The following is a 19,751-nucleotide window of genomic DNA, read 5'->3' on the forward strand; positions in this document are numbered from 1 at the left end:
TTCGAATGCGCTCGCCTGAAGAGGTTTCGCCATGTCCAATCGTCTCCCTGTCACCGTGCTGTCTGGCTTCCTTGGCGCCGGCAAGAGCACTTTGCTCAACCATGTGCTGCGTAACCGCGACAACCTGCGGGTCGCGGTCATCGTCAACGACATGAGTGAAATCAACATCGACGCCAGCGAGGTGCAGCGCAACGTCAGCCTCAACCGCGCTGAAGAGAAACTGGTCGAAATGAGCAACGGCTGCATTTGCTGCACACTGCGTGAAGACCTGCTCGAAGAGGTGGCGCGGCTGGCCGAAGAAGGGCGCTTCGATTATTTGCTCATCGAGTCCACCGGTATCTCGGAGCCGCTGCCGGTTGCCGAGACGTTCACCTTTCGCGACGAGCAGGGCCGCAGCCTTTCCGACATGGCGCGCCTGGACACCATGGTCACTGTGGTCGATGGCCTGAATTTTTTACGCGATTACCAGGCAGCAGACAGCCTGGCCAGCCGTGGTGAAACCTTGGGTGAAGAGGACGAGCGGTCGATCAGTGATCTGCTGATCGAGCAGGTGGAGTTCGCCGATGTGCTGTTGCTGAGCAAAATCGACCTGATCAGCCAGCACGAGCGCGAAGAACTCATGGCCATTTTGCGCAGCCTTAACGCCCGGGCGCAGATCGTGCCTATGGTCATGGGCCAGGTGCCGCTGGCGCGTATCCTGGACACGGGCCTGTTCGACTTCGACCAGGCTGCCCAAGCGCCTGGCTGGTTGCAGGAGTTGCGTGGCGAGCATGTGCCAGAGACTGAAGAGTATGGTATTGCGGCCACGACCTGGCAGGCCCGGCGACCGCTTCATCCACAACGCTTTTTTGACTTTATCCACAAGCCTTGGAGCAATGGTCGTCTGCTGCGTTCGAAGGGTTTTTTCTGGTTGGCCAGCAAGTACCAGGAAGCCGGGAGCTGGTCCCAGGCAGGTGGCATGATGCGCCACGGCCTGGCGGGCCGTTGGTGGCGTTTTGTACCGCGCGAGCAGTGGCCACAGGATGTGGATAACACTGCCGAGATATTGAAGCACTGGGCCGCCGAGACCGGTGACTGCCGGCAGGAACTGGTGTTCATCGGGCAGAATATCGACTTCAAAAAATTATCCACAGACCTTGATGCGTGCCTGTTGACAGATGATCAAATGGATTTGGGGCACATGGGCTGGTTGCGTTTGCCCGATCCATTTGGCCCTTGGCACCAGGAGTCTGCAGCATGAACCCGGCGCGCAAGGCTGTGGATATCTTTCAGGTGTTTGGCGAAACGCCGCTGGTGTTGACTGACGTTTTGCAGGACGGCGTAAACATGGCGGTGTGGCGCCGGCGCTTGCCGCCGCAGCTGGAGGATTTCGCCGCGGTGGTTGTCAGCCTAGGGCAAACTTTGGCTGATCAGCGCGTAATCGATGTGGACGAGCAGCACATGCCGGTTTTGTCGGATTTGCTGCGCGAAGCGGCGGACTTGCACGGTTACGAAGCATTCGTGGCCGATGTGGCCTGGTTGGTGGGGGCGTACACCTGCCTGGTTGGCGCGCGGCGGGTGGGTTTGCGTCTGCGGGTACTGGCTGGGCCCATGTGCCCGCGCTTTCATGTGGATAACGTTCCGTTGCGGCTGCTCACTACCTACGCGGGGCCGGGTAGCGAGTGGTTGCGAGAGGATCAGAGCCCGCGCCGTGAGTTACTCACATCCCTACCACCTGTGGATAACATTCAGCATCTGAGCGTGGGCGAAGTGGCCGTACTCAAGGGCGAGAAGTGGCAGGGCAACGAAGGTGCAGGCCTGGTGCACCGCTCGCCCTCGGGCCAGCAGGGGCGCCTGCTGCTCAGCCTTGACTGGCTAGCCTGACGGCGCATAGTGAGCCATCACCCCGCCTGAAGCCATCCCATGCTGCAGAACATTCCTACCCATGTGATTGCCGGCCCACTGGGCGCCGGCAAGACCACCCTGATCCGTCATCTGCTGGCCCAGCGCCCAGGCAACGAACGCTGGGCGGTATTGATCAACGAATTCGGCCTGGTTGGCCTGGATGCGGCCTTGCTCAGCCGTGACGAGGACGGCATCACCATCGGCGAGGTTGCAGGGGGCTGCCTGTGTTGTGTCAACGGCATGCCGTTTCAGGTGGGCCTGGGCCGGTTGTTGCGCAAATCCCGGCCTGACCGGCTGTTTATCGAGCCGTCTGGTCTGGGTCACCCGTTGCAGCTGCTTGCTCAGCTGAAACAGGCTCCGTGGACTGGAGTGCTGACAATTCAGCCGTTGTTGATGGTTGTCGATGCGCAATCCATGGCGCGAAACGAGCCGCTTCCGGAGGCCCAACAGCAGGCTTTCAACGCGTCTGAATACGTGGTTTTCAACAAGTCAGAGGCTGTGGATGAAAAATCTAAGTTGTTGATAACTAATAAATTTAACGACAAGAACGTGATGTGGTCGGTACAGGGTCAGGTACCGTTATCAAGCCTTCCTGGCGCCCTCCTACAGATTGTCGACAGCCCATTTGAGGAAAACCAGATTGTCGACAATCTTGGGAGTGCCCCAACAATATTGTGGACAGACCCCAGCCAGCCGATCTGTCTTGCCCAGGAGGGGGAGGGAGGTTGGAGCATTGGCTGGCGCTGGCATCCCGCACAGCAGTTTTATCCACAGCGGCTACAGGCGTTCTTACGCACCTGGCCATGGCGGCGTGCCAAAGGGGTTATCCACAGCGTCGAAGGATGGCGGTCATTCAATGGGCTCAATGGTGACATGCCCGTGTGGCAGACCAGTGACTGGCGCAGGGACAGCCGCATCGAGCTGATTTTTGATCAGCCGCAATCGCAACCCACACTGCAAGCGGGGTTGAGCGAATGCCGCGTCAGCTGATCAGTTGCGCCAGCGATTGTGTTCCTGGCGCCACTGCTGCATCTCGATGACGTTGTCGGTGCGTGGCGGGGTCTTGATTTCGAACGGGTAGGGCGCCAGTTCGATCTGCACGCTGTGCGCGCCGAACTGGGTCACGGTACCGGGGTGGCGTTGCTCGCCAGTGACGGTGAACTCGAAGGCATAGATGCGTGCCAGGCGCTTGCGGCCATTGGCATCACGGACAAAGGCGATGCGCTTGAGTGCGACAGCATCGTCGAGCAGCTCGAGGTCGAGCTTGGCGCAGTGCTGTTTGACCCTTTCCAGGGCTTTTTCGCGCAACCCATGGTTGTGCCACAACCAGGCGCCTGCCGTGGCTACCAGCATCAGGACGAGGACGTTCTCCAGGGTCAACATTTGCATATGCTCCAAACAGGTAGATCCAGCTTAACTGCGTCCCTGGCCTGTCGTACAGGTGGCAATCGAGTTCATACTGCGCTGCGCACAATCCTTGAAACAGCTTTGGAAACCCCCGCATGAAACGTACCCCGCACCTGCTCGCCATCCAGTCCCATGTGGTGTTCGGCCACGCCGGCAACAGCGCCGCGGTGTTTCCCATGCAGCGTATCGGGGTCAATGTCTGGCCACTCAATACCGTGCAGTTCTCCAATCACACACAGTATGGCCAGTGGGCGGGTGAAGTGCTTGCCCCGGCGCAAATTCCAGCGTTGGTGGAAGGTATTTCCAACATTGGCGAACTGGGTCACTGCGATGCGGTGCTTTCTGGCTACCTGGGCAGTGCCGAGCAGGGGCGGGCTATCCTGGCGGGTGTCGAGCGGATCAGGGCGGTAAACCCGAAGGCTTTGTACTTGTGTGACCCGGTCATGGGGCACCCGGAGAAGGGCTGCATCGTACCACCGGAGGTCAGCGAGTTCCTGCTTGACGAGGCGGCGACCCAGGCCGACATCCTGTGCCCCAACCAGCTGGAGCTGGACAGCTTCTGTGGGCGCCGCGCGCAGTCGCTGGAGGATTGCGTGAGCATGGCGCGCAGCCTGTTGCAGCGTGGGCCGCAGGTGGTACTGGTCAAGCACCTGGTTTACCCCGGGCGGGCCGAGGACCAGTTCGAAATGCTGCTGGTGACCGCCGAGCAAAGCTGGCACCTGCGCCGCCCGCTGCTGGCGTTCCCGCGTCAGCCGGTGGGGGTGGGTGACCTGACCTCAGGTTTGTTCCTGGCCCGCGTGCTGCTCGGCGACAGCTGGGTGCAGGCGTTCGAATTCACCGCTGCAGCCGTGCATGAAGTGCTGCTGGAAACCCAGGCCTGCGCCAGCTACGAACTGCAGCTGGTACGGGCTCAAGATCGCATCGCCCACCCGCGGGTGCGCTTCGAGGCGCAGGTGCTGGCGCTTTAGTTCGCGTCGGTTTTCAGGTCCTGGTAGCGCTTTTCCAGCTCCTGGCGGATCTGGCGACGCTGCTGGCCTTGCAGGAAGCGGCGCTTTTCTTCGCTGCTGTGCGGCTGGCGCGGCGGCACCGGCACCGGGCGGCGATTGTCGTCGACCGCGACCATGGTGAAGAAGCAGCTGTTGGAATGGCGTACCGAGCGCTCGCGGATGTTCTCAGTCACCACTTTGATGCCGACTTCCATCGAGGTGTTGCCGGTGTAGTTGACCGACGCCAGGAAGGTCACCAGTTCACCCACGTGCACGGGCTCGCGGAAGATGACCTGGTCAACCGACAGGGTCACCACATAGCTACCGGCGTAGCGGCTGGCACACGCATAGGCCACTTCGTCGAGGTACTTGAGCAGGGTGCCGCCATGTACGTTGCCAGAAAAGTTGGCCATGTCCGGGGTCATCAGGACGGTCATGCTCAGCTGGGCGTTTCCAGGTTCCATAGTGTGCTCACGGTGAGGTTGCGCTGAATCGGGCGAATGGGGGGCGTTATCTGCTGACACTTCTGTTCCCCTCTTTTGAATTTGCCTTGTTGATACGGGACGTTGGCTGACGCGCCATCGTCACGCTGATCATGCCATCAGCGGCGCTTTTCCAGCCGATCTGTTTCTGCATATTGCACCGGCTTTTTGCGGCCGGGTGCGATGTTAACCTGAGTACGCCCATGCAACATGGGCTTTCCTGCATTCAATACAGTATGTACTTGCTGCTCGCTCGGGTTTGCCTTGGCAGAGGAGCGGTCTGCCCAGGCATCCATAAAAAGACGAGAAAAGGAGTATCACGCCATGCATGCCATCAGCTTTATCCAGGACCTGGCAGTCATCATGATGGTCGCTGGCGTGGTCACCATTCTCTTTCACCGCCTAAAGCAGCCCGTGGTGCTGGGCTATATTGTCGCCGGCTTCATCATTGGCCCGCACACCCCGCCATTCGGCCTGATCCATGACGAAGACACCATCAAGACCCTTGCCGAACTGGGGGTGATCTTCCTGATGTTCTGCCTGGGGCTCGAATTCAGCCTGCGCAAGCTGTTCAAGGTCGGCGCCACGGCGTTCATCGCGGCGTTCCTGGAAATCGTGCTGATGATCTGGATCGGCTTCGAGATTGGCCGCTGGTTCGGCTGGAACACCATGGATTCGCTTTTCCTCGGCGCTATCCTGGCCATTTCCTCGACCACCATCATCGTCAAGGCACTGAATGACCTGAAGATGAAGAACGAGCGCTTTGCCCAGTTGATCTTCGGCGTGCTCATCGTGGAGGACATCCTCGGTATCGGCATAATCGCGCTGCTGTCCGGCATCGCTGTCAGCGGCACGGTCAGCTCGGGCGAAGTGTTCTCCACTGTGGGCAAGCTGTCGCTGTTCATGATCGTTGCCTTGGTCATCGGCATCCTGCTGGTGCCGCGGCTGCTGGCCTACGTGGCCAAGTTCGAAAGCAACGAAATGCTCCTGATCACCGTGCTTGGCCTGTGCTTCGGCTTCTGCCTGTTGGTGGTGAAGCTGGAATACAGCATGGTGCTGGGCGCTTTCCTGATTGGCGCGATCATGGCCGAATCACGTCAGTTGCTGAAGATCGAACGGCTGATCGAGCCGGTCCGCGACCTGTTCAGCGCCATCTTCTTCGTCGCCATCGGCCTTATGATCGACCCTCAAGTGCTCGTCGATTACGCCTGGCCAATCGTGGTCATCACCCTGGCGGTGGTACTGGGCAAAATGCTCTCCTGTGGCATGGGGGCATTCATTGCCGGCAATGACGGCCGCACGTCGCTGCGGGTGGGCATGGGGCTTTCGCAGATTGGCGAGTTCTCCTTCATCATCGCGGCGCTGGGCATGACCTTGCAGGTGACCAGCGACTTCCTTTACCCGGTCGCGGTCGCAGTATCGGCAATTACCACGCTGCTGACGCCTTATCTGATCCGTGCGGCCGACCCGCTGTCGCAGAAGCTTGGCAATGTTGTGCCCAGCCGCCTGGCGCGGGTGCTTTCGTTGTATGGCGAGTGGTTGCGCAACATCCAGCCGCAGGGCGAGAGCGCCATGCTGGCGGCGATGATCCGCCGTATCCTGTTGCAGGTGGGGGTGAACCTGGCGCTGGTGATCGCCATCTTCTTCAGTGGTGGGTACTTTGCAGAGCGGATCGGCAACTGGCTCAGCGAGTGGGTCAGCGACGCCAGCCAACAGAAGGCGGTTATCTGGGGGGCGGCGTTGCTGCTGTCGCTGCCGTTCCTGATCGCGGCCTATCGCAAGCTCAAGGCACTGTCGATGCTGCTGGCAGAAATGGGCGTGAAGCCGGAAATGGCCGGGCGGCATACCCAGCGTGTGCGCCGCGTGATCGCCGAGGTTATCCCGCTGTTGTCGCTGCTGGTGATTTTCCTGCTGCTGTCGGCATTGTCGGCAAGCATTCTGCCCACCAGCGAGTTACTGCTGGTGATTGCCGTAGTGGCCGCGGTGGTGGTGGCCTTGTTGTGGCGCTGGTTCATCCGCGTGCATACGCGCATGCAGATTGCCTTGCTGGAGACGCTGGAAAACAGTCGCGAGAATACGCACTGAAGGGAACAAAGCTCCCTGCGCAAGATTTCATCGTCGTCCGAGGGGATGGAGCGGTAGCAATGTCGCCAGGCGCAGAAAGCCTGGCGATTCTAGCTACATTGATGGCACTGGGCCATAAATTTTCCTGTGCTTGCACCGGCCTCTTCGCAGGCTTGCCGCTCCCACAGGTATCGCACAGGCGCTGCAGAGATTGAAATCAGCTCTCCAGCCAGACATCCCGCGCCCAGTGCCACACCGATTCCCAGCTGTCTTCACCGGCGATTTCCTCTTCTGCATCCCACAGCACCACGGTGCCGTCTTCTTCTACGCAGTAGTAGTTGTCGCCGTCCTGGCACAGCGGAATCAGGTCACGCGGCACGCCGGCATCCCAGGCGTTGGCGGCGACGTCGGGCAGGTAGGTGTGCGATTGTGGGTCGGTGACAGTCACCGGCTCCAGCGAGCCATACACCACGTCGCTGACGGTCAGTAGAAACTCTTTGAACACGAACGGTATGTTGATGAACAGCTCTTCTTCGATTTCGACCAACTGGTCCTCGTCGGGAAGCTCAAGGGGCACCGGCACTGGCTGATTGGCTTCACGGAGTTGTTCGATCACTTCTTCCACGGTTCACTTCCTCTGACCTAGATGACAACGCTGCGCGTTATACCCTAGTAGGCCACTCTGGCAAAAGCAAAAACCCCGGGACAGGCCCGGGGTTTTTTTGTGCAGCACGCAGCGGTTAGCCGTTTTGACGGATACCGGCGACCAGCCAAGGCTGGTTTTCGCCTGGGGCGCGAACCATGTGCCAGCTTTCGCTGAACACCTCGCCCTGGTCGAAGCGCGAGTTTTTCGACACGCCGCGGAAGGTCAAGGTGGCGTCTGTACGGTCGGCGCGGTCGTCGATACCGTCCAGCTGTACTTCGAGGTTGTCGATATAGGTGGACTGGAAGCCGTCACCCAGTTCAGCACGCTCACGCTTGAGGAACTCGAGCATTTGCGGGGTAACGAACTCGGTGATCTTGTCCATTTCGTTGGCATCCCAGTGCTGCTGCAGCGACTGGAAGTGGTTACGGGCAGCAGCCAGGAAGCTTTGCTCGTTGAACCAGGCCGGGGCGTTGATCACCGGGGCGGCGGCGGCAGGTGCGGCCGAACCACCAAACACCGATGGCTGTGCAGGCTGGTTGTGAGCTTCACGCTGCATCGGCGCATGGCCTGGCATGGCCACTTGCGGCTGCTGCTGGCGGCGGCGTGCGGCAATGAAGCGGAACACCAGGAAGGCGATGAGCGCCACGATCAGGAAGTCCATGATCTGGAAGCCTTCGAAACCGTCGCCCATGAACATGGACGCCAGCAGACCACCGGCGGCCAGGCCGGCCAGTGGGCCCAGCCAGCGCGAAGCACCGCTGGCGGCCGGAGCTGCACGACCAGGTGCGGCAGCCGGTGCGGCGGCAGGCGTGGTTGGCGTAGCCTGGCGGGTCTGGTGGATAGGCGCGGAGCCCGAGCTCTTGCCGCCGCCGAAACGCTTGGCGTTGGCGTCCAGGCTCAGCGTCAGGCCAACGCAGAGCGCCAGTGCGATGCTAAGAAAACGTTGCATAAGTGGGATATCCCCTGTTGTGGATTGCACGCGCGTCATGGTGCACAGGTTCCCGCGCACATGACCAGCGACATAGTGTTTCGAGCTTTTGCCTGAATGTTACAAGGCCCCCCGACAGGGCGGCCTTGTTCTTCAGATGGCCTCAAGCTTGGCATACCCCAGCATCAGCCACTTGCTGCCTTCGGCAAAGTTCACCTGCACCCGTGCCTGGGCGCCCGAACCCTCGAAGTTGAGGATCACGCCTTCGCCAAACACCGCATGTTGCACACGCTGACCGAGGTTGAACGCCGTCTGCGGAATGTTGGCATTGGCGAACAGGTTGCTGTTGGTGGCCGTCTTGGCCCCACTGAACGGGCGGCTGACGCTGTTGGACAGGCGCACTTCCTGAATCAGGCCTGCCGGAATTTCACGTACGAAACGCGACACCTTGTTGTAGGTCTCGCTGCCATACAGGCGACGTGTTTCGGCGTAGGTCATGACCAGCTGGCGCATGGCGCGGGTAATCCCCACATAGGCCAGGCGGCGTTCCTCTTCCAGGCGGCCGGGTTCTTCCAGGCTCATCTTGTGCGGGAACAGGCCTTCTTCCATGCCCACCAGGAATACATACGGGAACTCCAGGCCCTTGGCGCTGTGCAAGGTCATCAGCTGGACGCTGTCTTCGTGTTCGTCGGCCTGGGTATCGCCGGCTTCGAGCGAGGCATGGCCGAGGAAGGCCGAAAGCGGCGAAAGATCGGCGTCTTCGTCGGTGGACTCGAAGTTGCGCGCCGCGCTCACCAGTTCCTCAAGGTTTTCTACCCGTGCCTGGCCCTTTTCACCCTTTTCTTCCTGGTGATAGGTAATCAGCCCGGACTGCTCGATGGTGGTCTGGGTCATGGTATGCAGCGGCATGTCCGTGACCTTGGTGGCCAACCCCTCGATCAGCTCGATGAAGGCACCCAGGGCGCTGGCGGCGCGGCCCTTCAGGGCCTTGGCAGCCAGCAGCTGGCACATGGCTTCCCACATCGATACCTGGCTGTGGCGGGCATGCTCGCGGATGGCTTCGACGGTTTTCTCGCCAATGCCGCGTGGCGGCACGTTGATCACCCGCTCCAGGGCTGCATCGTTGCCACGCCCTTCGATCAGCCGCAGGTAAGCCATGGCGTTCTTGATTTCGGCGCGTTCGAAGAAGCGCTGGCCACCATAGATACGGTAGGGGATACGCTCGCGCAGCAGGGCTTCTTCCAGCACCCGCGATTGGGCGTTGGAGCGGTACAGGATGGCGATTTCGTTGCGCGCATTGCCCTGTTTGACCAGGCTTTCGATGGTTTCCACCACGTAGCGCGCTTCGTCGTGTTCGTTGTAGGCCGCGTACAGGGTCAGCGGTTCGCCTTCGCCCATGTCGGTCCACAGTTCTTTGCCCAGGCGCCCGCTGTTGTTGACGATCAGGGCGTTGGCGGCCTTGAGGATGCCGCCGGTGGAGCGGTAGTTCTGCTCCAGGCGGATCATTTCGGCGTCAGGGAAGTCGGCGGTGTACTGGTGAATGTTCTCGATCTTGGCACCGCGCCAGCCGTAGATAGACTGGTCGTCGTCGCCCACCGCCATCAGGCTGGCACCACCGCGCGCCAGCAGGCGCAGCCAGGCGTACTGCACGGCGTTGGTGTCCTGGAACTCATCTACCAGCACATGCTGGAAGCGCCGCTGGTAGTGCTCAAGCAGGCCCGGGTGGTCGCGCCACAGGTCAAGTGCACGCAGCAACAGTTCGGAGAAGTCGATGACCCCGGCGCGCTCACAGGCCTGTTCGTAGGCTGTATACACCTCGCGCATGGTCGCCAGGAACAGGTCGCCCCCCGCCTGTATATGCTGCGGGCGCAGGCCTTCGTCCTTCTGCCCGTTGATGAACCACTGGGCCTGGCGTGCCGGCCACTTCTGCTCGTCCAGGCCCAACTCGCGCATGACCCGCTTGATCAGGCGCTGCTGGTCATCGCTGTCGAGGATCTGGAAGTTCTGCACCAGCCGCGCTTCCTGCCAGTGGGCCCGCAGCAGGCGATGGGCCAGGCCGTGGAAGGTGCCGACCCACATGCCTGCCGGGTTGATCCCCAGCAGTTGCTCGATCCGATGGCGCATTTCTGCCGCCGCCTTGTTGGTGAACGTCACCGACAGGATCGAGTGCGGCGATGCTTGCTCCACCTGGATCAGCCAGGCAATGCGGTGCACCAGCACGCGGGTTTTACCGGAGCCGGCGCCAGCAAGCACCAGTTGACGCCCGAGCTTGGCCGCGACGGCCTGGCGTTGAGCATCGTTGAGGGAGTTCAGCAGGAGGGAGAGGTCATCTGTGTGCATCGGGCCATTCTAGGGCGCAGCAGGGGAAGGGTAAATGGCACTGTATGAATATTCACCCCGCAAGGCCTGCAAAGCGGCCACTGCAGGCCATCCGCCTGCAGTAACCACCGTGTCTACATCAATGGGTTTCCACGATGTCGGTGATGCAGGCGATCAGTTTACCGTCGTGGATAATGTCCACCCTCGGGATCAGGCCGTGCTCGTCTTGCGTTTCGAACGTCACTTCCTTGTCGCACACAACCTGTGTGAAGTTACCGTCCTGTTGCTGCAGTTCAAGCTCCAGGGCCAGTGCAAAGGACTTGTCCTGCCTTCTGCGCTTGACCAGTACCGGCACTATGCCTGGGTGGCTTACGGTGATGGTCCCGTTCACCCGCAGGCGAGTGCCAGGTGGCATTTTGTCGTGCTGGGCTTGCCAGTCTTTGCATTCGATGATCATGGTAAAACTCCTGTCCTGGAAAGCGCGGTGTGCACCTTCCGAACGACAGATTGCTTGCAGCACCTACCGGCAAAGCAGAGCGAAGCGCTTCAGCTGTACCAATGCCTGCCATGCCTGGCCAGCAGGCTAACGGCCTGTTCCGGGCCATTGCTGCCGGCGGCATAGTGGCGTGGCGCCTGAAAGTGTTCCTGCCAACCCTTGATTACCGGGTCGACCCAGTGCCAGGCCGCCTCTACTTCATCACGGCGCATGAACAGTGTCGAATCACCCTCCACGATGTCCAGAAGCAGCCGTTCGTAAGCTTCCCAGCGGCGGGTCTGGCTGAACACCTGAGCCAGGTTCAGGTCCAGCTCGACCGGTTCCAGCCGCATGCCCCTGCCTGGGCTCTTGGTCATCATGCGCAGGCTGATGCGTTCATCCGGTTGCAGCTGTATCAACAGCTGGTTGACCTGGCCACCGCTGAACAGCTCGTGGGGCACTGGCTTGAACTGAATGACGATCTGCGACGAGCGCCGTGCCATGCGTTTGCCGGTGCGCAGGTAAAAGGGCACACCTGCCCAGCGCCAGTTGTCGATGTGCGCTTCGATGGCCACGAAGGTTTCGGTATCGCTGTCGTTGTCGACGTCCTTTTCGAAGTAATAGGCCGGCACCTCCTGGCCGCCGATATGCCCGGCACCGTACTGGCCGCGCACGGTCTTGTCCTGCACGTCCTGGCCGGTGATCGGCTTGAGGGCCCGCAGCACCTTTACCTTTTCGTCGCGCACCGCTTCAGCCTCGAACTGTGCAGGCGGCTCCATGGCCACTAGGCACAGCAGCTGCAGCAGGTGGTTTTGCAACATGTCGCGGGTTGCCCCGGCGCGGTCGTAGTAGCCGCCGCGGTTCTCTACCCCCAAGGTTTCGCAAACGCTGATCTGTACGTGGTCGACCTGATTGTTGCGCCACACCGGCTCAAGCAGGGCGTTGGCGAAGCGCAGAGCCATCAGGTTCTGCACGGTCTCCTTGCCCAGGTAGTGGTCAATGCGAAATACCTGGTTTTCGTCGAACACTGCGCCAATCGCTTCGTTGATGGCGGTGGCCGAGGCCAGCGAGTGACCAATCGGCTTTTCCAGCACGATGCGCGCTTCGGGGTCGGCCAGGCCTGCGTTACGCAGGTGGTTGGCAATCGGCACGAACAGGTTGGGAGCGGTGGCCAGGTAGAAAATGCGCGTCAGCCCGCCAGGTTCGCCCAGGTAGCGCGCCAGGCGGCCGAAGTCGGCGCTTTGCGATGCATCCATGGCGAAGTAGTCGAGGCGCGCGGCAAAGCGTTGCCATACGTCTTCGTCGAAGTCATTGCGGGCAATCTGAGCCCGGCAATGGCGTTCTGCGAGCTTGAGGTATTCGTTACGGCTTATGTTGCGGCGGGCGAGGGCGATGATGCGTACCGCGTTGTTCAGGCGCGCCTCGCGATACAAGTGATAGAGCGCCGGGAGGAGTTTGTGCAGGGCCAGATCGCCGGTGCCACCGAACACCAGAATGTCGCAAGGAATAGTCAAACCGCCACTCTCCACGTTCGTTTAACTGGGCGGGTTGGCGTCCATGTAGTATAACTACAAGAAAGCTACAACCCGGCCAGTCGATCATAACCGAGTCCAGCCCGTGAATCTGTTGCAACATATCGCCCAATCGCGCCACCTGCTGCGCAAATCGGAACTCAAAGTGGCCGACCACGTGCTGCTCGACCCGGCTGCGGTCATGCACAGCTCCATGGCCGACCTGGCGCACAGCGTGGGTATCAGCGAACCGACCATCGTGCGTTTTTGCCGGGCCATCGGTTGCTCGGGCTTCCAGGACCTGAAGTTGAAACTGGCGCAAAGCCTGGCCGCCGGGGCCAGTTTCGGGCAGTTTGCCATCCATGAAGATGACTCGGTTGCCGACTACAGCCTGAAGATTTTCGACACTACCCTGCACACGCTGATGGAAGTGCGCGAGCACCTCGACCCGCATGCGCTGCAGCAGGCCGTGAGCGCCATGGCTCAGGCGCAGCGTGTGGAGTTCTATGGCTTTGGTGCATCCGGCGCGGTCGCGGCGGACGCCCAGCACAAGTTCTTCCGCCTGCTGCTCAGTGCGGCCGCGTATTCCGACCCGCACATGCAGGCGATGTCGGCAGTAACCTTGAGGCCTGGCGATGTGGCGGTGTGCATTTCCCAGTCGGGCCGTTCCAAGGACCTGCTGATCACCGCCAACCTGGTGCGTGAAAGCGGTGCCAACCTGATTACCCTGTGCCCAAGCCAGACGCCGCTGGCCGAGCTGTCGACCGTGAACCTGGCGATCGACGTGCACGAAGACACCGAAATCTACACCCCGCTGACCTCGCGGATCGCTCACCTGGTGGTGATCGACGTGCTGGCCATGGGCGTGGCCATGGCGCGCGGCCCGAGCCTGGTCAACCACCTGAAAAGCGTAAAGCGCAGCTTGCGCAGCCTGCGTTTGTCGCCCAAGTCGATCAAGGCTACAGACGACTGATTTTCTTTCTCTGCGCAGGCCCTTTCGCGGGTAAACCCGCTCCCACAGGTACTGCGCACCTCTTGAAGTCGGCGCTCTCCCTGTGGGAGCGGGTTTACCCGCGAAAGGGCCAGCATAGGCGAAGCAGATTTAACTGTTTTGTCACCATTCCACAGCCAAACCGTAAACCTTCAAGGCCAGTCTGAAACTCCCGCATCCTATCTGGGAGACAGGCAATGGCACGTGACCACGACGGTATCTACCAACCCAACGCCAAAGCTCGCAAGCAGCAGGAAAAGGATCAGCGCCGCATGGAATACCGCCGCGCGATCGAGACCTATTGCGACCAACGTCAACTGCTGCGCGAGTTGGTGGACTATCCCGAGTTGCAAGCACTTACAGTGTGGCAGTCTTCAGGGGCAACTTCCCCGAAAAACGCTCAACCAGCGCACTGATCAACGCACGTTCGCTGCGGATGAACGCCAGAAACGCCAATGCCACCGGCGACTGCCGCTTGGCCTTGGACTGCACCACGCACCAGCTGCGGTACAACGGCAGCTCTTCCACCGGTAACTCCTTCAGCGCACCGGTGGCCAGCTCCAGGTTGACCGCATGGCGCGTCAGCAGGGCAATCCCCAGGCCGGCGATCACGCATTCGCACTGGGCATCGGCCGAGGCCACTTCCAGGGTCTGGGTGAAATGCACGCGCTTGTCTTTGAAATACTCCTCGCAGGCCTTGCGCGTGCCTGAGCCTTGCTCGCGTACCAGCAGGGTATGAGGCTCCAGGTCCTGAAGGCGCAGCTGCTCAAGCTTGCACAGCGGGTGCTCGGGCGGTGCCACCGCGATGATCGGGTTGTTGAGGAACGGCAGAAACTCCAGGCCCATGTCCTGCGGCACCATCGACATGATGATGATGTCGTCGCGGTTGTCCGAAAGGCGGCGGATGGCCTGGGCACGATTGACCACCGTCAGGGTCAGGTTGACCTCCGGGTGACGCTGCTTGAAGGCGGCGAACAGGTGTGGCACGAAGTACTTGGCGCTGGACTCGATCGCCAGTTTGAGTTGGCCCTGCAGTGAGCCCTGCATATCCGACAGCTGCATGTCCAGGCTCTCGAGCCGCCCGAAGATGTCGCGGCTGGCACGTTGCAGGGCTTCGGCCGCTTCGGTCAGGTAGAGCTTTTTGCCCACGTACTCGAACAACGGCTGGCCGATCAGTTCTTCGAGCTGGCGGATCTGTAGACTAACGGCGGGTTGCGTCAGGGACATCTCCTCCGCCGCACGGCTGTACGAGCGCAAATCGCACACCTCATTGAAGATCTGCAATTGACGCAAAGTCATACGCATCAAGGACTTACGCATTTTACACCCGCCCTTTGGCAATACCTTGTTACCGCACTATAAGCTTTTGCTAATACTGCCTCTAACAAATATTGATTTTTGTTTATCGACCCACAGCGCTAGGGTGAATACGCGACTGGCCAGCAACGTCTGGTCACGCCGACCGGTAGAACCGGCTCGACTGTTCCTACGGCTTTGGGAAGACTCCAGTGATAAAAAAAATCCTGATCGCCAACCGAGGTGAAATCGCAGTTCGGATCGTGCGTGCCTGCGCCGAGATGGGCATACGCTCGGTAGCGATCTATTCCGACGCCGATCGGCACGCCTTGCACGTCAAGCGCGCCGACGAAGCCCACAGCATTGGTGCCGAGCCGCTGGCCGGTTATCTGAACCCGCGCAAGCTGGTGAACCTGGCTGTGGAAACCGGCTGTGATGCCCTGCACCCGGGCTATGGTTTCCTGTCGGAAAACGCTGAACTGGCAGAGATCTGCGCCGAACGCGGGATCAAGTTCATCGGCCCTGCCGCCGACGTCATTCGCCGCATGGGCGACAAGACCGAAGCGCGCCGCACCATGATTGCCGCCGGTGTGCCGGTAACCCCGGGCACCGAAGGCAACGTTGCCGATATTCATGAAGCCCTGAGCGAAGGTGAGCGCATCGGTTACCCGGTGATGCTCAAGGCCACCTCCGGTGGCGGCGGCCGCGGTATTCGCCGTTGCAACAGCCGCGAAGAGCTGGAACAGAACTTCCCACGGGTGATTTCCGAGGCCACCAAGGCCTTTGGTTCGGCCGAAGTGTTCCTGGAAAAATGCATCGTCAACCCCAAGCATATCGAGGCACAGATCCTCGGTGACAGCTTCGGCAACGTGGTGCACCTGTTCGAGCGCGACTGCTCGATCCAGCGCCGTAACCAGAAGCTTATCGAAATTGCCCCAAGCCCACAGCTCACGCCCGAGCAGCGCGCCTACATCGGCGACCTGGCGGTGCGTGCAGCCAAGGCGGTGAACTACGAGAACGCCGGCACCGTGGAGTTCCTGCTCGCCGATGGCGAGGTGTACTTCATGGAAATGAACACCCGGGTGCAGGTGGAGCACACCATCACCGAGGAAATCAGCGGTATCGACATTGTCCGTGAGCAGATTCGCATCGCCTCGGGCCTGCCGCTGTCGGTCAAGCAGGAAGACATCCAGCACCGCGGTTACGCGTTGCAGTTCCGCATCAACGCGGAAGACCCGAAGAACAACTTCCTGCCCAGCTTCGGCAAGATCACCCGTTACTACGCCCCCGGCGGCCCAGGTGTGCGTACTGATACAGCGATCTACACCGGCTACACCATTCCGCCGTTCTACGACTCCATGTGCCTGAAACTGGTGGTGTGGGCGTTAACCTGGGAAGAAGCCATGGACCGCGGCCTGCGAGCCCTGGACGACATGCGCGTGCAAGGGGTGAAGACCACTGCCGCCTACTACCAGGAAATCCTGCGCAACCCGGAATTCCGTAGCGGCCAGTTCAATACCAGCTTCGTCGAAAGCCACCCTGAACTGACCAACTACTCGATCAAGCGCAAACCCGAAGAGCTGGCCCTGGCCATCGCCGCCGCCATCGCCGCCCACGCAGGCCTGTGAGGAAACCTATAATGTCCAAGAAAATTCACGTAACCGACACGATCCTGCGCGACGCCCACCAGTCCCTGCTGGCCACCCGCATGCGTACCGAAGACATGCTGCCGATCTGCGAAAAGCTCGACAAAGTCGGCTACTGGTCGCTGGAAGTCTGGGGCGGCGCCACCTTCGACGCCTGCGTGCGCTTCCTCAAGGAAGACCCATGGGAGCGCCTGCGCAAGCTGCGCGCAGCCCTGCCCAACACCCGCCTGCAAATGCTGCTGCGCGGCCAGAACCTGCTGGGCTACCGCCACTACAGCGACGACGTGGTCAAAGCCTTCGTCGCCAAGGCCGCAGTCAATGGCATCGATGTGTTCCGCATCTTCGACGCCATGAACGACGTGCGTAACCTGCGCGTGGCCATCGAAGCGGTCAAGGCCGCCGGCAAGCACGCCCAGGGCACCATCGCCTACACGGTCAGCCCTGTGCACACCATCGACGCCTTTGTTGCCCAGGCCAAGCAGATGGAAGCCATGGGTTGCGACTCGGTGGCAATCAAGGACATGGCCGGCCTGCTGACCCCATTCGCCGCTGGTGAACTGGTCAAGGCGCTGAAGGCCGAGCAGTCGCTGCCGGTGTTCATCCACTCCCACGACACCGCCGGCCTGGCCGCCATGTGCCAGCTGAAAGCGGTGGAAAACGGCGCCGACCACATCGACACCGCGATCTCCAGCTTCGCCTGGGGCACCAGCCACCCGGGTACCGAGTCGATGGTTGCTGCGCTCAAGGGCAGCGAGTTCGACACCGGCCTGGACCTGGAGCTGCTGCAGGAAATCGGCTTGTACTTCTACGCCGTGCGCAAGAAGTACCACCAGTTCGAAAGCGAGTTCACCGCCGTGGACACCCGCGTGCAGGTCAACCAGGTGCCCGGCGGGATGATTTCCAACCTGGCCAACCAGCTCAAGGAACAGGGCGCGCTCAACCGCATGAACGAAGTGCTGGCAGAGATCCCGCGTGTGCGTGAAGACCTCGGCTTCCCGCCGCTGGTGACGCCGACCTCGCAGATCGTCGGCACCCAGGCGTTCTTCAACGTGCTGGCCGGCGAGCGCTACAAGACCATCACCAACGAAGTGAAGCTGTACCTGCAAGGGGGTTACGGCAAGGCCCCGGGTGTGGTCAACGAGCAGCTGCGCCGCCAGGCCATCGGCAGCGAAGAAGTGATCGACGTGCGCCCGGCCGACCTGCTGAAACCAGAGATGGCCAAGCTGCGTAACGACATCGGCGCCCTGGCCCGCAGTGAAGAAGACGTGCTGACTTTTGCCATGTTCCCGGACATTGGCCGCAAGTTCCTCGAAGAACGCGAAGCCGGTACCCTCACCCCGGAAGCCCTGTTGCCGATTCCGGAGGCTGGCGCCGTTTCTGCGCCAGGCGGCGAAGGCGTACCGACCGAATTTGTCATCGACGTGCACGGCGAAACCTACCGCGTCGACATCACCGGCGTGGGTGTGAAGGCTGAAGGCAAGCGCCACTTCTACCTGTCTATCGACGGCATGCCGGAAGAAGTGGTGTTCGAGCCACTCAACGAGTTCGTCGGCGGCGGCAGCAAGCGCAAGCAAGCCACCGACCCAGGCCACGTCAGCACCAACATGCCAGGCAACATCGTCGATGTACTGGTCAAGGAAGGTGACGTGGTCAAGGCTGGCCAGGCCGTGCTAATCACCGAAGCCATGAAGATGGAAACCGAAGTGCAGGCGGCCATCGCCGGCAAGGTCGTGGCCATCCATGTGGCCAAGGGCGATCGCGTGACGCCGGGTGAGATCCTGATCGAGATCGAAGGCTGAAATAAGCCCTCATCTACAAGCAGTTAACCTCTGGGGAGCGGATGCTCCCCTTTTTTTGTGCTGTATTTGCCGGCCTCTTCGCGGGTAAACCCGCTCCCACAGGATTTCCACAAGCCTTGAGGTCAGTGGTGAACCTGTGGGAGCGGGTTTACCCGCGAAGAGGCCAGCTGATCAGCCACATTTGTCAGCTTTTACGGCATGCCTCAAGCGTTTCTACCTGGCCTCCCGGCTGCTGATTTTCCTCGCTCAACCACCGCTCGAACCCGGCAGCCACCGCCGGCCACTCATCATCGGTGATCGAATACCACGCCGTATCGCGGTTATGGTCCTTCACCACCAGGTGCTTGCGGAATACCCCTTCGTAGACGAAGCCGAACCGTTGCGCCGCGCGCTTGGAGCGGGCATTGGCGTTGTTGCACTTCCACTCCAGCCGGCGGTTGCCCAGTTCGAAGCCCAGCTTGCCCAGCAGGTACACCGCCTCGGTGCCCTTGGGTGTGCGCTGCATGGCGGCGCCGAAAGCGATGTGGCCGATTTCGATGCGGCCGTGGTCGGGCACGATCGACATCAGGCTGAGAATGCCTTGGGCCTGGCCGCTGGGGCGGTCGATGACGGTATAGAACAGCGGGTCGCGCCCCGCGGCGTTGCCTTCCAGCCAGCGGTCGAAGGCAGCACGTTCGGCGAACGGGCCGTAGGGCAGGTAGTCCCACAGCACCGGATCGGCGGTTGGGCCTTGCAGCACTTCCCAGAGGTCGTCGCCATGGCGCGCCGGGTCGAGCTTTTCCAGGCGGATGAAACGACCTTCAATGGGCTCGGCCTGGGGCGTTGCAGCTGGTTTCCAGTTCAATGCGTCTGTCATGTTCGGCCTACAAGCCTTTGCGGAATTGGATGAAGCCCGAGCGCTCGGCAACCTGCTGATACAGGCTGATGGCGGTGGCATTGGTTTCGTGGGTCAGCCAGTGCACCTTGATGCAGTTGTCGGCCTTGGCTGTGGTGTAGACGTGCTCGATCAGCTGGCGACCAATACCCAGGCCGCGTTGCGAGCTGTCCACGTACAGGTCCTGCAGGTAGCAGGAGTTTTCGATGCTCCAGTTGGAACGATGGTAGATGAAGTTGACCATCCCCACCGCCTTGCCATCGACCCAGGCCAGTGCCGAATGGGTCGGCTCACTTGGGTCGAGCAGGCGCTGCCAGGTGCTCAGGCTGACTTCATCGGCCAACTCGGTTTCATAGAAGTGCAGGTAGGCCTGCCACAGGGCGAGCCAGGCGGCATGGTCTTGGGCGCTGACGGGGCGCAGGGTAACGCTGGGCATGGGGCTA

General features: G+C 61.0%; 19 protein-coding genes. 9 read left to right on the forward strand and 10 right to left on the reverse strand.

Going from position 1 to position 19,751, the window contains the following annotated elements; genetic code table 11:
* The first annotated feature begins 31 nt into the window (after window positions 1-31).
* The 3 genes from zigA to JOY50_RS08700 are packed head-to-tail and all read left to right on the forward strand — an operon-like array spanning window position 32 to window position 2,874.
* A complete protein-coding gene (gene zigA / locus JOY50_RS08690) occupies window positions 32-1,240 on the forward strand; it encodes a zinc metallochaperone GTPase ZigA (protein ID WP_243055111.1) in 1,209 nt (402 codons plus the stop codon).
* Window positions 1,237-1,863 (forward strand): DUF1826 domain-containing protein, encoded by a 627-nt coding sequence (locus JOY50_RS08695; protein WP_132846284.1) that lies wholly within the window; start codon window positions 1,237-1,239, stop codon window positions 1,861-1,863. The genes zigA and JOY50_RS08695 overlap by 4 nt, the downstream gene beginning before the upstream one ends.
* Window positions 1,864-1,902: 39 nt before the next feature.
* Window positions 1,903-2,874: a GTP-binding protein gene (locus tag JOY50_RS08700; protein ID WP_243055112.1), complete on the forward strand. Its 972-nt coding sequence runs from the start codon at window positions 1,903-1,905 to the stop codon at window positions 2,872-2,874.
* Here JOY50_RS08700 and JOY50_RS08705 read toward each other — a convergent pair whose 3' ends face one another.
* On the reverse strand, window positions 2,875-3,267 hold the full coding sequence (locus tag JOY50_RS08705; RefSeq protein WP_019470263.1) for a DUF3301 domain-containing protein: 393 nt from the start codon (window positions 3,265-3,267) through the stop codon (window positions 2,875-2,877).
* A 119-nt stretch (window positions 3,268-3,386) separates the two neighbouring features.
* Between JOY50_RS08705 and pdxY the strand changes: the two genes are divergently transcribed.
* Window positions 3,387-4,259, forward strand: a complete 873-nt coding sequence (gene pdxY, locus JOY50_RS08710; RefSeq protein ID WP_132846282.1) for a pyridoxal kinase PdxY — start codon at window positions 3,387-3,389, stop codon at window positions 4,257-4,259.
* Here the strand turns inward: pdxY and JOY50_RS08715 are convergent.
* The gene (locus JOY50_RS08715) at window positions 4,256-4,741 is read right to left on the reverse strand and encodes an acyl-CoA thioesterase (protein WP_019470261.1); all 486 of its coding nucleotides are present in this window, start codon (window positions 4,739-4,741) and stop codon (window positions 4,256-4,258) included. The two genes, pdxY and JOY50_RS08715, sit on opposite strands and share 4 nt — an antisense overlap.
* A 342-nt stretch (window positions 4,742-5,083) precedes the next feature.
* Between JOY50_RS08715 and JOY50_RS08720 the strand changes: the two genes are divergently transcribed.
* Window positions 5,084-6,844, forward strand: a complete 1,761-nt coding sequence (locus tag JOY50_RS08720) for a cation:proton antiporter (RefSeq protein ID WP_132846281.1) — start codon at window positions 5,084-5,086, stop codon at window positions 6,842-6,844.
* Between the two features lie 196 nt (window positions 6,845-7,040).
* Here the strand turns inward: JOY50_RS08720 and JOY50_RS08725 are convergent, their stop codons facing one another.
* The 5 genes from JOY50_RS08725 to zwf all read right to left on the reverse strand — a co-directional run bounded on the left by JOY50_RS08725 (window position 7,041) and on the right by zwf (window position 12,705).
* Complete coding sequence (locus JOY50_RS08725) at window positions 7,041-7,448, reverse strand: SMI1/KNR4 family protein (protein ID WP_016489874.1); 408 nt, start codon at window positions 7,446-7,448, stop codon at window positions 7,041-7,043.
* Window positions 7,449-7,563: 115 nt separating this feature from the next.
* Window positions 7,564-8,418 carry a Tim44 domain-containing protein gene (locus JOY50_RS08730; RefSeq protein WP_132846280.1) on the reverse strand — a complete coding sequence of 285 codons (855 nt, stop codon included), beginning with the start codon at window positions 8,416-8,418 and terminating at the stop codon, window positions 7,564-7,566.
* A 132-nt stretch (window positions 8,419-8,550) separates the two neighbouring features.
* Window positions 8,551-10,737 (reverse strand): DNA helicase II, encoded by a 2,187-nt coding sequence (gene uvrD / locus JOY50_RS08735; protein ID WP_019470257.1) that lies wholly within the window; start codon window positions 10,735-10,737, stop codon window positions 8,551-8,553.
* 118 nt (window positions 10,738-10,855) lie between these two features.
* Window positions 10,856-11,173: a hypothetical protein gene (locus tag JOY50_RS08740; RefSeq protein ID WP_132846279.1), complete on the reverse strand. Its 318-nt coding sequence runs from the start codon at window positions 11,171-11,173 to the stop codon at window positions 10,856-10,858.
* Between the two features lie 89 nt (window positions 11,174-11,262).
* Window positions 11,263-12,705: a glucose-6-phosphate dehydrogenase gene (gene zwf / locus JOY50_RS08745; protein ID WP_132846278.1), complete on the reverse strand. Its 1,443-nt coding sequence runs from the start codon at window positions 12,703-12,705 to the stop codon at window positions 11,263-11,265.
* 103 nt (window positions 12,706-12,808) lie between these two features.
* On the opposite strand from zwf, the gene hexR reads away from it, so the two are divergent.
* Both hexR and JOY50_RS08755 read left to right on the forward strand, forming a co-directional pair.
* Window positions 12,809-13,675 carry a transcriptional regulator HexR gene (gene hexR / locus JOY50_RS08750; RefSeq protein ID WP_016489869.1) on the forward strand — a complete coding sequence of 289 codons (867 nt, stop codon included), beginning with the start codon at window positions 12,809-12,811 and terminating at the stop codon, window positions 13,673-13,675.
* Window positions 13,676-13,890: 215 nt separating this feature from the next.
* On the forward strand, window positions 13,891-14,109 hold the full coding sequence (locus JOY50_RS08755) for a PA3496 family putative envelope integrity protein (RefSeq protein WP_080956833.1): 219 nt from the start codon (window positions 13,891-13,893) through the stop codon (window positions 14,107-14,109).
* Here the strand turns inward: JOY50_RS08755 and JOY50_RS08760 are convergent.
* Window positions 14,051-15,013 (reverse strand): LysR family transcriptional regulator, encoded by a 963-nt coding sequence (locus tag JOY50_RS08760; RefSeq protein WP_019470254.1) that lies wholly within the window; start codon window positions 15,011-15,013, stop codon window positions 14,051-14,053. The two genes, JOY50_RS08755 and JOY50_RS08760, sit on opposite strands and share 59 nt — an antisense overlap.
* A gap of 188 nt (window positions 15,014-15,201) precedes the next feature.
* Here JOY50_RS08760 and JOY50_RS08765 point away from each other — a divergent pair, with 188 nt between their 5' ends.
* Window positions 15,202-16,617, forward strand: coding sequence for an acetyl-CoA carboxylase biotin carboxylase subunit (locus JOY50_RS08765; RefSeq protein WP_132846277.1), 1,416 nt, complete (start codon window positions 15,202-15,204; stop codon window positions 16,615-16,617).
* A gap of 11 nt (window positions 16,618-16,628) precedes the next feature.
* Window positions 16,629-18,434 (forward strand): sodium-extruding oxaloacetate decarboxylase subunit alpha, encoded by a 1,806-nt coding sequence (gene oadA / locus JOY50_RS08770; protein ID WP_132846276.1) that lies wholly within the window; start codon window positions 16,629-16,631, stop codon window positions 18,432-18,434.
* Window positions 18,435-18,618: 184 nt separating this feature from the next.
* On the opposite strand, the gene JOY50_RS08775 is transcribed toward oadA, so the two are convergent.
* On the reverse strand, window positions 18,619-19,290 hold the full coding sequence (locus tag JOY50_RS08775; RefSeq protein ID WP_243055113.1) for a GNAT family N-acetyltransferase: 672 nt from the start codon (window positions 19,288-19,290) through the stop codon (window positions 18,619-18,621).
* Between the two features lie 7 nt (window positions 19,291-19,297).
* On the reverse strand, window positions 19,298-19,744 hold the full coding sequence (locus JOY50_RS08780) for a GNAT family N-acetyltransferase (protein ID WP_132846672.1): 447 nt from the start codon (window positions 19,742-19,744) through the stop codon (window positions 19,298-19,300).
* Window positions 19,745-19,751: the final 7 nt, after the last annotated feature.

The organism is Pseudomonas sp. BP01 (assembly GCF_022760795.1).
Lineage (GTDB): Bacteria > Pseudomonadota > Gammaproteobacteria > Pseudomonadales > Pseudomonadaceae > Aquipseudomonas > Aquipseudomonas putida_Q.